The organism is Mariprofundus aestuarium, assembly GCF_002795805.1.
GTDB classification, from domain to species: Bacteria; Pseudomonadota; Zetaproteobacteria; order Mariprofundales; family Mariprofundaceae; genus Mariprofundus; species Mariprofundus aestuarium.
On record NZ_CP018799.1, the window covers coordinates 1,022,420 to 1,036,552 of the forward strand.

The 14,133-nt window shown below is 52.5% G+C and carries 10 protein-coding genes; 8 read left to right on the forward strand and 2 right to left on the reverse strand.

Annotation, left to right across the window (positions count from 1 at the left end):
* Positions 1-34: 34 nt before the first annotated feature.
* Genes Ga0123461_RS05055 through truA form a run of 3 tightly spaced genes read left to right on the forward strand, consistent with a single transcriptional unit; the run spans position 35 to position 4,433 of the window.
* The gene (locus tag Ga0123461_RS05055; protein WP_100277332.1) at positions 35-2,914 is read left to right on the forward strand and encodes a type IV pilus assembly protein FimV; all 2,880 of its coding nucleotides are present in this window, start codon (positions 35-37) and stop codon (positions 2,912-2,914) included.
* A gap of 20 nt (positions 2,915-2,934) precedes the next feature.
* Complete coding sequence (locus tag Ga0123461_RS05060) at positions 2,935-3,645, forward strand: hypothetical protein (protein ID WP_100277333.1); 711 nt, start codon at positions 2,935-2,937, stop codon at positions 3,643-3,645.
* Complete coding sequence (gene truA, locus Ga0123461_RS05065) at positions 3,633-4,433, forward strand: tRNA pseudouridine(38-40) synthase TruA (RefSeq protein ID WP_100277334.1); 801 nt, start codon at positions 3,633-3,635, stop codon at positions 4,431-4,433. Before Ga0123461_RS05060 ends, truA begins: the two co-directional genes overlap by 13 nt.
* Positions 4,434-4,435: 2 nt before the next feature.
* Here truA and Ga0123461_RS05070 read toward each other — a convergent pair whose 3' ends face one another.
* Positions 4,436-6,604 carry a hybrid sensor histidine kinase/response regulator gene (locus tag Ga0123461_RS05070; protein WP_232710375.1) on the reverse strand — a complete coding sequence of 723 codons (2,169 nt, stop codon included), beginning with the start codon at positions 6,602-6,604 and terminating at the stop codon, positions 4,436-4,438.
* 173 nt (positions 6,605-6,777) lie between these two features.
* Here Ga0123461_RS05070 and Ga0123461_RS05075 point away from each other — a divergent pair, with 173 nt between their 5' ends.
* Positions 6,778-7,551 (forward strand): inositol monophosphatase family protein, encoded by a 774-nt coding sequence (locus Ga0123461_RS05075; protein ID WP_100277336.1) that lies wholly within the window; start codon positions 6,778-6,780, stop codon positions 7,549-7,551.
* Here the strand turns inward: Ga0123461_RS05075 and lptG are convergent.
* The gene (lptG, locus tag Ga0123461_RS05080) at positions 7,548-8,606 is read right to left on the reverse strand and encodes an LPS export ABC transporter permease LptG (protein ID WP_100277337.1); all 1,059 of its coding nucleotides are present in this window, start codon (positions 8,604-8,606) and stop codon (positions 7,548-7,550) included. The genes Ga0123461_RS05075 and lptG overlap by 4 nt on opposite strands.
* Before the next feature lie 296 nt (positions 8,607-8,902).
* On the opposite strand from lptG, the gene pyrE reads away from it, so the two are divergent.
* The 4 genes from pyrE to Ga0123461_RS05100 all read left to right on the forward strand — a co-directional run bounded on the left by pyrE (position 8,903) and on the right by Ga0123461_RS05100 (position 14,132).
* Entirely contained in the window at positions 8,903-9,484 is a 582-nt protein-coding gene (gene pyrE / locus Ga0123461_RS05085; RefSeq protein ID WP_100277338.1) for an orotate phosphoribosyltransferase, read from the forward strand.
* Positions 9,485-9,579: 95 nt separating this feature from the next.
* Entirely contained in the window at positions 9,580-11,238 is a 1,659-nt protein-coding gene (locus Ga0123461_RS05090) for a ribonuclease J (RefSeq protein WP_100277339.1), read from the forward strand.
* Between the two features lie 9 nt (positions 11,239-11,247).
* Entirely contained in the window at positions 11,248-13,449 is a 2,202-nt protein-coding gene (locus Ga0123461_RS05095) for a DNA translocase FtsK (RefSeq protein ID WP_100277340.1), read from the forward strand.
* Complete coding sequence (locus tag Ga0123461_RS05100) at positions 13,446-14,132, forward strand: LolA family protein (protein WP_232710376.1); 687 nt, start codon at positions 13,446-13,448, stop codon at positions 14,130-14,132. Before Ga0123461_RS05095 ends, Ga0123461_RS05100 begins: the two co-directional genes overlap by 4 nt.
* Position 14,133 lies beyond the last annotated feature (1 nt).

Sequence of the window (14,133 nt, forward strand, 5' to 3'; positions counted from 1 at the left end):
GAGAAGCTCCTGCAGTGGTGATGGAGGGAGCAAAATGAATCGAGCAAGGCATGTTTTTCGACTGGTCTGGGTGGCTGTGGCGCTGCTGCTGGCGGGTGGCGCATATGCTGCATCTCTTGAAAGGATCGAGGTTAACTCCCGCCTGGGAGAGATCTTCTATGCAGAAATCCCCCTCAATCTGGAGGCCGATGAACTGGTTTCCAAGGTTTATGTCGAAATTGCATCAGCCTCCGATTACAAGATTTTCGAGGTTTATCGCGACTCGGTTCTGCAGGGTATTCGCGCCAGTGTGGCCAGCGATGATCGAGGCACCCGTGTTGAACTCACTTCATCCAGCGAGATCAAATCACCGTTTTTTAACTTGATTGTAAAAGTGCGTCATGGCCGTGTGGCTCACTTCAAGAAGTATCCTGTCTTCCTCGAGCTACCAAAAGCTGTCATCCATGCAGCAGAGATGTCGAAATCCTCAACAGCTCAACAAGCATCTCCGCAGGATGTTGCATCAACAGGCCAGGCTGTGGCGGCTGAAGATCAGCCTGCCTCCCGTGTTGAATATTTTGACGGTTGGGCCAGAACCAGCCGTTACGGGCCGATTGTGCGTGGCGATATGCTCTCGACAGTCGTTAATCGACTTAGCATCGACAAACGATATACGCTTTCCCAGGTGGCGGTCGCGCTTTTTGAGAAGAACAGGTCTAAGTTCAATAAAGACAATATTAACCTGATGTTGAAGGGCAGCTATCTTGATGTGCCGACTGCAGCTGAGGTCGAACGCCTCTCTGCCAGCGAGGCCTATAAGGTTTTTGAAAAGCATAATCAGCAGTGGAAAGCGTTGAAGCAGAAGCCAAGGTATGCCGCTGAGGCCGAGGCACAGCGTACCCGTTACTCAAAACGCGTTCATATCGGCAAGACGGCAGGTGGCGTTGCCTCTGCACCTGCAGTAGCAGTTGATGCTGCAACGGGCCAGGCTAAAAGTGAGGCTGCGACTGTCAGTGCCCAGGATGGAGCGGAGAGTGGAACCCTCACCGAAGAGGCGGTTGTTGCAGTAGATCATGCAGCTGTTCAACAGGCGGCTGCTGGAAAAGAGAGTGCCTTGCTGACAGAGCTTCAGGAGAACAATGAAATTCTGAAGCAGAAGCTTGAGCAGAGCGAAAAGAGAGTCGAACTGCTGAGCCAGAGTGTGGATGAGGGGGTTGCTGCAGCATCCAATGCCAAGGTTGCAAGGTTGGAGCTTCTGGTAGCCCGCATGCAGAAAGATCTGGAGAGTGCGAGAGCACAGGCAGCGCCTTCACAGGCAGGTGCTATGGACTGGATCGTCTGGGTTCTGGTCGGGCTGGTCATTATTCTGTTAATCGTTGTTGTGCTATTGATGCGCAGGGAACCTGCCCATCCGGCTGAATCACAGGTTGCCCCGGGTGTCGCGGAAAATCCTGCTGCACTGGCGCAGGAAGCGGCGCCAGTCATGGATGTAGCTATGCAGGAGAGCGGTGAGGGAAAAACCGATGAGGCTGTTGAAACTTTCAACCTCTCTGAGGGTCTTTCCGATACAGATACTGCGGAGATGGTGCCTTTTGACTCATCTGCAATGGAGAGTGAATCGAATATTGACTACCTCTCCGAGGTTGATGTTTACATCCGTTATGGCATGGAAGAAGAGGCTATGCAGCAGCTGGAGATGGCATTGGCTGCCCATCCGGACAATGTAGAAGCCCATATTCGTAAGGCTAAGCTGCTGCATGGTAAGGGCGATAGCGCAGGCTTTGATATGGCGAATTCTGCTGCTCTGGCTCTGCTCAGCGGTGCTGCGCTAGAGAAGTTCAATGCTGCAGTGAGTGAATGTTCTGAAACAGGTAAGAGTGCTGCTGTTGATGAAGTGGCTGAAGTTGATCTGGAAGAGAATAATGATGTGGCGCCTTCTGCAGCAGCAGAAGAAGCAGAAGAAGAAGAAGGGCCCATGCTGGATTATGATCTTTCAGGGATAGATGAATTGGAAGAAGAGCTCTCTGAGACAGATGACGCTGTTACAGAAGAGAACCTGCATGCCTCCAGTATGGATGACCTCTCCGAAGTGGACTGGTTGCGCGGCGCCTCGTTTGAGGATGAGATTGTAGCTGCTGATGAGGATGAAGCTGTCATACTGAACGTGGACGATGAGGAAGCAGCTACAATCGAATCAATTCTGGATGAATTTGAAGACGAAGGCTCAAATGAGATCTCTCTGGAGGGGGAATCGATTGATACAGAGCATACCGCCGAGCAGTTGCCGGAATCTGATGGCACGATAGATCTTGCAGAGGTCGGTGGGACGCAGGAGCTGGACAACCTCTTCAATGCTTTCAGCGAGGAGACTGAGGCAGCACCGGAAGAGCTTCTCGTGGAAGAACCTGTGGCCCCTTCAGATCAAGATGCGCTGGATTTGGAAACGGAACTTACTGCAACTCAGCATCTTGATAACCTCCTTGGTGAATTCGATGATGAAGATGATTTTCTGTTCGAGGTTGAAAAAGAAGCTGTATCCTCGTTTGAAGGAGACAGTGACCTTGACTCACCGGGGCAAGTACCTACGGATGAAGATATATTCGGGTCCACGCAGCATCTTGGCTCTCTGATGAGTGAATTTGCCGGAAACGAAGAGAATGGCGATCTGCTGGAGTTCGATGATGAGAGCGTGTTCGCGGATGCCTCTCTTTCAGAAGGGTCGACAGTAGAGGAAGTCGCCGGAGGTCATGATGCCACTCAGGAGTTTGATGAACTGCTTGGTAAATTGTCCGCCGAAAGTGGCTTGGAAGAGGGCAACGGAGAGGCAGAGGTGAGTCGTGAGGATGAAAATAGTCTTAGTGCGACTCAGGAACTGGATGATCTGCTGATCGACTTTGCTGATGACGATGATGAGGAGAAGGATAAGAACGCCTGAAGCTGTTGCAGGTCCGTCCAATGCCAGCGAATAGAGGTTTGTTCTACACGATCCATCCGGTTTCAAGGTTTCTGCTTGGCCTGGCACTATTAAGTTTGGCAACAGTGGTTTCAGTCATTGGTTATGGTGTGCTGCTGGTGCTGCTCTCAGCCCTGTTCCTGCGATTTATAGATGCTGACTGGAGCAGGGTAATTCGAACGCTAAGCCTGTTGCGCTGGTTTGTGATTCCCATTCTGATTCTACATGCATGTTTTTCGCCTGGGCGATTTGTTTTCCCCGGACTGCCGCTGCCTTTGACATGGGAGGGCGTCACGCAGGGGATATACCTTTCCGTCCATCTTGCTGCCATGTTCTTTGCTGCGACTGCTCTGTTCCTCTGTCTGAATCGACGTGAGTGGTTTAAGGCCATATTAAGCCTGCCGGTCATCAACAGAGAGCTGGCAGTTTATGTGGTGATGATTGCACCACTGCGAGGCAGTGTTGGTTGTATGTTGCAGCTGTTACGGCAGAAGTGGCAGTTGCGAAAAGGTTGGGTTGAATTCCCTTTGATTCTTGTTTCCGCATTTCGTTCCACGCTGGTGCTGGCTGCAGAGCACTCCCGCCAAATCTGGCTGCGCTGGCCTGTTCATCCATTGCTGGATGACCCGTTGCCGGTCAGTTCAAGCCTGATTGTGAACCTGTTGTGTGCGATTATTGGCGGATTTGGAGTAGTGATGGCATGGCAGATTTAAACGTGGAGAAACAGCGCATCGCAATGGCGGTGGAGTTTGATGGCAGCGCATTTCACGGTTGGCAGAAGCAGGATAATGCGGCCTCTGTGCAGGCTGAACTGCAGGCTGCACTGGCAGCTATTGAAGGAGATTCGGTTGTTACGGTTGCTGCGGGTCGCACTGACAGCGGCGTCCATGCAGAGGCGATACTGGTGCATGGGGATGTCTCAGCAGCGCGCTGGCAACGCTCGCATCTGGCGTACCTGCATGGGCTCAACAGCAAGCTTCCGGATACGGTCAGGGTTATTGGCGTGAAAGCTGTTAAGCCAGATTTCCATGCGCGCTTCGACTGCAGGGAGCGCGCTTATCGTTATCAGATTTGGAATCGTAATACGCTATCCGCTATTCACCGCTGGCGGCACTGGTGGATGCCCAGAGAACTGGATGTGCAAGTGATGCAGGAGGCTGCATCATACTGTCTTGGTACGCATGATTTCAGTTCCCTGCGTGCATCAGGTTGCCAGGCCGCGCATGCAACCCGAACGATCAACAGACTGGAGATTAGAAAAACCGGTGATGCCATCGAGATCGAAGTGGCGGCTGATGCCTTTCTCTATCACATGGTTCGCAACCTGGTGGGAAACCTTGTCGAAGTAGGGGTGGGGAAGCAGAGCCCCGATGGGTTCAGGGAGCTGCTGGCTATGTGTGATCGCAGCAAAGGTGCCGCAACTGCGCCTGCCCACGGTCTCTACTTTATTGATGCGGTTTATGACGGCTTCAGCTCCCGTGAACTGATTGGTCGCAGCTGAACTCAGTCCGAGCTTAACAGTGATGCCTGGGCGATGGCTTCACTAATACCATCTTTGAGTTTAAGTAACGTGACGGGTTTGTTGATGAGTGTAACACCATAGTTGCCGACCCTTTGCAGCTGCTCATCCTCACCATATGCTGTGACCATCAGAATAGGGATGGTCGAATGCGTTTTTCTGATCGCCTCGACCAGCTCCAGTCCATCCTTTCCGGGCATGCGATAATCAGTAACGACCAAGTCGAACTGATGCTGTTTATCCTCAAACAGGGTGAGTGCGGCATCTGCGGATTCTGCAGGCGTTGTCGTATGGCCTATGCGGGAGAGGATGGCCTGATGAATTTGCAGAATATCAGGCATGTCATCGACAACAAGAATGTGCTGTGAAGGTATCTCTGCTGATAGGCTGGCAGTGCTACTGCTGCCAGGCTCTATCTCAGTAAGCGGAGCAGGGGTTTTAATCGCTTCAGATATATATGGCGGAATGCAGACACGGACCGTTGTTTTTTGTTCTCCGGCTGGCGATGAAACATCAATACTGCCGTGGTGCAGCTTGACGATGCGTTGAATCATGGTCAGGCCAAGGCCCGTGCCTCCCTCGTCTGCCCTGGAGGTCCAGAACGGCTTGAATACCATCGCTATATTCTCGTCACTGATGCCCGCTCCATTATCAGTGACGGTAATGCAAAATGCCTCCTTGCCTGTTGTGTCCTGGCCGCTGACCTCCACCTCGATAAGACCTGAGTCGACGATAGCCTGCATCGAGTTGTTGATCAGGTTGAGGAGAATCTGTTCGATCTCAACAACAGAGATGGCAACGTCGGGCAGTGGCTCCCTGATATTGCTGATTAAACGTACCTTGTGCGGAAGCTGCAGACGGGCAAGGGCGATAATATTCCCCAGCGGCAGAGAAAGTTCTTCGCCTTTCGTGCAACCTCGGGATTGGTCGTGGTTCCTGTTGCTTCTGCTCAGCTTCAACAGGTGGGTAATCAGGTCAGAGCCGCGCTCTCCAGCTGCAATAATGGTTTCGATCTGCTGTTTTTCAGCCTCATCATCACTGTTCATTTGCAGCACTTCGGCATTGCCTATCATATTGGTCAGCACGTTCCTGAAGTCGTGAACAATGCCTGCGACAAGCGTGGACATATACCCGTGCCGGTGCACCACCTCCAGCTGTTCCTGCAGGGTTTCTCGCTCGGTGATATCGAGGAGAAAACAGACACCGATCCAGCGGTCGCGCCAGCGCATGCGGATAGCCTTAACCATCAGTTTGAGTATCCGGCCAGATCCGTCCCTGCCCCTGATATATGTGGAGAGCGGTAGCTGGGGTTCCTTGTGCCCCTGTTCGCGGAAAGCTGAAGAACAGAATTTATGCATCTCTTCACTATCCTCTGGAAGTACCAGAAGATCTGTGGATTGGCCGATAATGTCACTTTGGGTTTTATTAAATAGCTTATAAACGGCTGCATTGGCATAGAGGAGGCGGATGCCAAACTTGCTGTTCAGTTCATAGGTGAAGACAGGCAGTGGTCCCTTGTCGATCAGCTGGAAAGAACTCTGTTCGGCCACGTTTTTATCGTCGATTGCCTTTTCAACCTTTTTAACGATCAGGTAGGCGAACAGAGGTACAGCAAAGAGGGTGAATATCTGCCAGCTGAACAGGGTATAATCGATCGCAAGTTGCAACGTGTAATGTCCATAGGCGGTTGTGCATAGCATGCCGACCAAGCATGAAACCTGAGCATAAATAAGCAGGGGGTTGCCGAAGCGAAGACCATTGCCGATAATGATTGGTAAGAGCATGAAATAGACGCCGCTTGAGTGACCGCCATCGATCAGCATACCGAATGAAACGATCATCACATCAAGAATTGGGTAGGCCAGGCTGCCAACGATGGTGAAGGGGCGGTGGCGAAGCCTTATCAGTGCTATCGAATTCAACATGAAATAGAGAGCGGCGAAAGAGAGTGCCTCTAGCTTGTAGTATTCGAAGTACTCCCCGTGAAGGATTATATATGTAAGGCTGGCTATGGTTAGCAGGATGCGCGACTTGGTCTGCTGAAGCTGCAGTTCGGCAAGGGGTTTGCTGTCCGTATACGCTTCGTTCTGAATCCATGTTGCGAATCTTTTGAAGTTTTGCACGAGCCCTCCACCCATAGTTGTTGCTTGCATCAGGGAGCCGCCTCATCTGCTTCCTGACTAACGAGTGTAGTTTAATTCCATGCTGCTGCAAGGTGCCTGGGGAAAGCTGAAAATATTTCGGCGTACTTTTTCAATCATACTTGATATGGTTCGCGAACCGATCAGGCTGACTCTAACGGGATCGGCTGTTTCAGGAGTGATGAGTGTTATATGTAGCAGTGCGGGCCGCCAGACGGGCAGGGGATTTGATTGCCAGAGCATTTGATGAGCGTGATGACATCAAAGTGCATCAGAAAACCGATCGGGATTATGTTACCGACGTGGACCAGCGTGCGGAGGCACTGATTCTCAGGGAGATTACCCAGCACTATCCCGATCACGGCATCGTTGCTGAAGAGTCTGCTAAACGAGTGAATCCCGATGCATCCATACAGTGGTATATTGATCCACTCGATGGTACGACCAACTTTATTCACGGCTATCCGCATTTTGCCGTCTCTATTTCTGCATGGAAAGATGGCAAGCCACTGCTGGCAGTGGTTCATGACCCCATTCGCGATGAAACGTTCGAAGCCAAAAACGGTGGCGGTGCATTTGTAAATCGTCGGCGGTTGCGTGTGAACAGTGAAAAGAGGTTGAGCCATGCCCTGTTTGCTTCAGGTATGCCCTCCTATCAGCGGGAGCATATCGATCTGTTCCAAAGGCGCATGGATCTCTGTATGCGCTCGATGGACGGGTATCGCCGCGGTGGTTCCGCTGCGCTTGATCTTGCCTATGTGGCAGCAGGACGCCTTGATGTTTACTGGGAGGCGGGTCTGAGGCCCTGGGATATTGCAGCGGGTTACCTTCTGGTTCAGGAGGCCGGTGGTATGGCGACAGATATCAATGGCGCAACCATCGATCTTGAGAAGGGTGATATTCTCGCCTCCAATTCACATCTGCATGGAGATGTTTGCAAGCTGCTCAAGTCGGCTTAATGGCCTTCCCGTTTAAGTAGCAGGAACATACCCAACCCTCCGAAAACAAGGGTGGGTAACCATGCAGCATAGGCCGGAGGAATCCGTTCGCTACCGGCCAGCAGGTTTCCTGCATTGCCAATCACATAAAACAGTAGCCCAAGTGAAATAGCAGAAACGATGCCCCAAGACATCTTACTGTTACGGCTGCCGGTGTGCAGGCAGAGGGCGGTTGCAAGAATGACCATCAGCAGGCACGCCAGCGGAGCAGCGAACTTTCTGTGCAGAGCATAGGTGTAAGAGCCGGTGGTTAGTCCGGCATGCTCAAGGTCTGAAATGTAGTGGTAGAGCTCGGAGACGTGCATGTGGCGGGGTTTAGGGAGTTCAGCGGTTTCCGGTCCGATCGCCGAATTAAGGGTCATCTTCTCCAGCTTCTCGTGAAGCATGCCGTGTTCGGAAGAGGGCTTGGTAATGTGGACGTCAGACATCTGCCACTGCTGGTTTGAATAGTTGGCGCTGGCGGCATCGATGCGTTTTAGCCAGCCTCCCTGACTGTCAGTTTCCAGAATAATAATAGCAAATTTACTCTCTTTTAATGGCGTCAGCCGGAAAAAACGCTGCCCGTCCTTTAGCCACTGGACGCCTTGGCTAGCACTCTTTTTCTGCTGGATGTGTACATTTTCAATGACATCCAGACGTTTGTTGGTAACTGGAGTGATCCACTCGCCAATAAGGAAACTTAGTGCTGAGGCAAGAAAGGCGACTGCAAGCAGTGGCATCAGCAGTTTGTTGATACCGAGACCTGCTGCCCTGATGGCAACCATCTCATGGTTGCGGGAGAGTTCGATCAGGTAAATGCTGGCTCCGATGAGTACGATGATCGGCATAAACTCACTGATCATAAATGGAATCTTCAGCAGCAGGTATTCGACCATCAGCCCACCATCCAGACCGTGGCCGAGATAACGGGCTTTATCGAAGCTCTCAATAATCACATATATGGACAGCAGGGCTGCCAGAGTGACCAGGGCGCGGCTCATGCAGCCGGAAAAAATCCATCTGAATATGACAGGCATGGGGAAAGACTAAGCAGCTGTTACGGTCAGGGGAAGAAATCAATGCGTGTTCATGAAGCCCATTAGGTTCATCGGTAGTAATTGCAGGCTTTTCTCTTTTCAGGTGAGAACTAAGATTGGTAAATCCTGTTGTCACGACTCGATGAATAACAACCCTTGGTTTTGAACATTTTTTACTTTCCTGTTTAAATACAGGTGCAAGGTTCTGTGTTTGCGGGGAAACTGTTACACTCGCGCAAATTTTTACAGGCGGTAGCTTTTTTATGGCGACTGAGCTGACATATAAGGATACATAAATGAACGAGAACGAGATTCTGGCAATGTATGAAGATGCGGGTGCACTGTTAAATGGGCACTTTATCCTCTCAAGTGGCAGGCACTCTGCCCGCTACCTGCAGTCGGCACTGGTGCTGATGAATATCGATAATGCTACAGCTCTGGCTGGTGAACTGATCACCAAGGTGGATGCGGATGAGATCGATATGGTGGTTGCGCCTGCGATTGGCGGTTTGGTGATTGGCCAGGAGGTTGCACGCCTGCTGCGCAAGCCGTTTATCTTCACCGAGCGCAAAGAGGGTGAAATGCAGATGCGCCGTGGATTCTCGATTCCGGAGGGTGCAAAGCTGCTGGTTGTTGAAGATGTGATTACCACTGGTGGTTCGGTGCGCGAATGCATGGCTGTTGTGCGCGAACATGGTGGTGAGCCGGTGAAGGTGCTGGCCGTCGTAGACCGTGCGCCGGATGCCGAGGGTCGCTTTGATGTGCCTTTTGCAACAGCGATCAGCCTGAGTGTTGAAACCTATGCTGCAGATGACTGTCCGATGTGCAGCGAAGGTCTGCTGCCACCGGTTAAACCGGGAAGCAGGGGTGCAGCCTGAAACAGGCAGTCCCGATAAAGGCGCTTGTGATCAAGGGCACGGCAGTTTGGCCGTTGCCTGTTACGTTTGTCCCTCGGTCAATATAAGGAGTTTAAATGAGTAAACCTGTGCTGCGATGTTTCCCGTTTGGTGGAGTCGGTGAGTTTGGCAAAAACATGATGGTATATGCCATCGATGATGATGCCGTGATTGTCGATTGCGGCATGGGTTTTCCTGATGCAGGTCAGCATGGTGTTGATGTCGTGGTGCCGGATATATCATCCCTGCATGAACTTGGGTTGAATATCCACGCTCTGCTTATCACCCATGGCCATGAGGATCATATTGGCGGCCTTCCGCACCTGTTGCCGCGCCTTGGCCTGCCTGTTTATGCTACAGAGGTGACGCTGGCACTGATCAAGGCAAAGCTCTCCGAGCGCGGCTACAAAGGTGATCTTCGCAAGCTTCCGGATGACGGGAGGATGGTGAAGGTCGGACCATTCAAGGTTGAGGGTGTACCGGTAACTCACTCGATTATGGATGCGGTCTCCATCGCGATTCACACCTCACTCGGCATTATTGTCCATACCGGCGATTTCAAGATTGACCCGGCACCGATCGATGGTCGTACCACTGCCATCCATCGATTCTCTCAGCTGGGTGATAAGGGTGTGTTGCTTCTGGCATCTGACTCTACCAATGCGACGCGCTCCGGTAGCGGCCCATCCGAGCGTGTTGTGGGGCCCGCACTGAAGCAGGCCGTTTCCCAGTGCAGTGGCAAGGTGATAGTCACAACATTTGCCTCCAACATGTTCCGTATCCAGCAGATTGTTGATGCGGCTGTGGCCAATGGCCGCAGGGTGGCCGTTGCTGGGCGCAGCCTGGAACGGCATATGGATATCACCAGTACGCTTAAGCGCCTGACTATTCCGGCTGGCACCCTGATTGACATCAAACAGTCTTCAAATATCCCTGATGATAAGCTCCTGATTATTGCGACAGGCTCGCAGGGTGAATCGAGGGCGGCACTGGCCCGCCTAGCGCAGAACAGGTTTACAGGGCTCAAGCTTGGCCATGGTGACCTGGTCATCTTTTCATCAAGCAATATTCCAGGTAACGAACGCATTATCGCCGGCCTCTACAATCATATCTACCGCTGCGGTGCCCGGATCCTGCACTCAGGTCAGGCCTCCCTGCACGTTTCCGGCCATGCACAGGCGCATGAGTTGAAGATGATGATACAGTTAACCAGACCCAGTTATTTTTACCCTGTGCACGGCGAATACCGAAACCTGATTGAACACCGCGACCTGGCAGTATCGACCGGCGTTGCCTTTGACCATACGGTGATTGCCGAGAATGGCCAGAGCGTCATTGTCGATGAGGAAGGGGTAAAGCAGGGTCCTGATTTCCATGCTGGTGCTGTCTTTGTCGATGGTGATGCCCGTGACGAGATTGACGGAATTGTGCTGCGGGACAGACGGGTTTTGGCGGATGATGGCATGATCTCTGCCTTCGTGCTGCTCAGCAAACACGAAGGAAAACTGCTGGGCGAACCGGAACTGGTTGCCCGCGGTGTGCTGCATGAGGATGTCAGCGACGAGGTTCTGGCTGCAGCTGGCAAGGCGCTGCGCCAGTTTCTTGAATCAATGGATAAAGAGTGGCTTGCAGATATGGATGCCGCTAAAGAAGAGGTGCGAATCTTCCTGCGTCGCTGGTGTAAGAAACATATCGGACGTAGGCCGATGGTGCTGCCTATCGTGCTGGCATTGTAAGGAGCCCTGATGGATGTTCGTCTGTTAGTTCGCGAATCGCTGGCCTTACTGATTGCCGGTGTTGTCATTGTTTTGCTGCTGGCGATGTACAGCTTCTCACCGCTGGATCCGTCACTCAATCGTGAAACAGGCGAGGCAGTGCGGAACCTGACCGGCATGGCTGGTTCCTATACCTCCGATTTTATCTATCAGCTGTTTGGTTATGCAGGCTGGATCTGGGTTGCCCTGCTGGTGATGTTAACAATTCGTATCGGTTGGGGGCGTCGTCCTTACATGGGGGGGTGGACCGCCCTGTTCTGGCTGCCGGTTATTCTGACGCTGGCGGCACTGATGCATGCCCATATTCCATCCGGTTCAGCTGTCGATCTGCTTGATCTTCCGGCTGGTCCTGGTGGTGCGCTTGGTTCAATGCTGGATGCGACACTGCGTGAACCCTTACGCGCTCTTGGCCGCGATGTGCTGCTGCTTGCCCTGCTACTTTCAAGCCTTGTTGCGGCAACCCACTGGTCACTGGTGAAGCTGTTGCAGAGATGTTATCAAGGTTTAGTCGGCGTTATCGCCTATCTGACCAGTATCACTCAGGCTGTGTTTTCAAAGGCCTATGAGCGCAAGGATCGCATGGATGCGCGCGAGGTTCGCAAGGAGATTCGCAAGGCCCGCCCTGAACGCATTGCCAAATCAGAACCCGCTGTAACCAAGCAGCCAAAGGTGAAGGTGTCTCGCCAGGCCAAGCAACAGCAACAGGCTGAGCTCTCCTTCTTCGAAACTGCAGCATCCGGTTTCAAGCTTCCCTCTTTAAACCTGTTTGGTCGTGGAGAGGGACGGCAGAAGTCCCACAATCCGGAGGCACTGCAGGCGATAGCCCGTATGCTGGAGAAGAAGCTTCTCGATTACAGGGTGGAGGGGCAGGTAATAGCTGTGCACCCGGGCCCTGTGGTAACGCAGTTTGAACTGGAGCCGTCACCGGGCACCAAGGTGAATCGTATCGTTGCACTGCAGGATGACTTGGCCCGCTCGATGGCTGCGATCAGTGTGCGTGTGGCCGGAAATATTCCGGGTAAGAATGTGATCGGCATCGAGCTTCCGAATGAGGAGCGTGAGACAGTCGTTCTGCATCAGGTCCTCTCCAGTACGGAGTTCGCCAACCGTAAACTTATTTTACCGATTGCTCTCGGCGTCGATATTTCTGGCCAGCCGGTAGTAACTGATCTTGCCCGCATGCCACATCTGCTGGTGGCCGGTACTACCGGTTCTGGTAAGTCGGTGGCGATCAATGCCATGATCTGTTCTCTGCTGATGGTGAAGACACCACTGGACCTGCGAATGATTCTTGTCGATCCGAAGATGCTGGAACTCTCTGTTTACGATGATATTCCACATCTTCTGGTGCCAGTGGTGACCAATCCACATAAGGCGGCCAAGGCACTGGCATGGGCGGTTTACGAGATGGAGCGCCGTTACCAGTTGATGAGTGATGCCAAGGTGCGCAATATCGATGGCTACAACAAGGCCGCAGAAAAAGATGAGGGAGCCGAGCGTCTCCCTTATATCGTGATTGTGATTGATGAGCTGGCTGACCTGATGATGGTGGCGGGTAAAGAGGTGGAGCAGTCGATCTGTCGTATCGCACAGAAGGCGAGGGCGGCGGGGCTGCATCTGGTGCTGGCAACCCAGCGTCCGAGTGTCGATGTCATTACCGGACTGATCAAGGCTAACCTGCCGAGCCGTCTCTCCTTCCAGGTTTCATCGAAGATTGATTCGAGAACCATTCTTGACCAGATGGGTGCTGAACAGCTTCTCGGAAATGGCGACAGCTTGTTCCTGAGCGGCGGTCGTGACCTTAAACGTGTGCACGGCGCATTTGTCTCTGATGCAGAAGTGATTGATCTGGTCGAACATCTGAAGGCGCAGGGTGAGCCCGATTATCGGGAAGAAGTCTTCGAGGTTCCTACTGCAGCCGATGGAGACAGCGCTGGCGGTATGGGTGGCGATGATCATGATGAAAAATATGATGAGGCGGCGGCACTGGTGATCGAGAAGGGGCAGTGCTCTGTCTCGATGGTGCAGCGCTACCTGCGCATCGGTTATAACCGCGCCAGCCGTCTGGTTGAGCATATGGAGCGGGAGGGTCTGGTTTCACCGCCCGGTTCAGGGGGTATGCGCAAGGTGTTGGCCCGCTCAAGCTCTGATGGTGGCGGTGTCATAGAGTGAAGCAGTTAACCCCCTCATCGTTGGTGATTTTCTCTTTTGCCCTGTTTATGTTTATCTCACCGTTGCACGCCGCCGAGTTGAAACCGGTTGAGCAGACTAATGGGCATGAGCAGTCGTCGGACGACTTTTTTACCAGCAGCATCAACCGCCTTTCCGGGCTACCGGGTTTTCAGTGCCAGTTCGACCAGTTGATGGTTTTCAGTGATGGCGGTAGCCAGCACTTCTCCGGTGAGGTGGCTGTGCTCAAGCCCAAGCGCTTTCGCTGGTCCTATCACCAGCCTTATGAGCAGCTCTATGTCGGAGATGGTTCGGTCATCTGGCACTATGAGCCAGACCTGCTGCAGGCTGAACGCCTGAATGACCTTGATCAGGTCGATCCCGCCGTGATGAAGCTTCTGGATGGACGTGTGTCGGTGAAGGATGTGGAAATTTTAAATCAGAAGCAGGATAGCGAACTTGAAACCAGTCACTATCAGGTGCGCATTGGCGACTCTGCGGCAGTCTGGCTGGGGTTCAATAAACTGGGTGACCTGATCGCTATTGAGCGCAAGGATATGCTCGGTAACAGTAACCGGATGCAGTTGTCTGAGTGCTCTTACATTGCACCTTCGGTAAATCTATTTAGTTTTGCACCGCCAGAGGGTGTGGATTTGTTAGATCTGCGCACAGCAAACAGTGAATAAG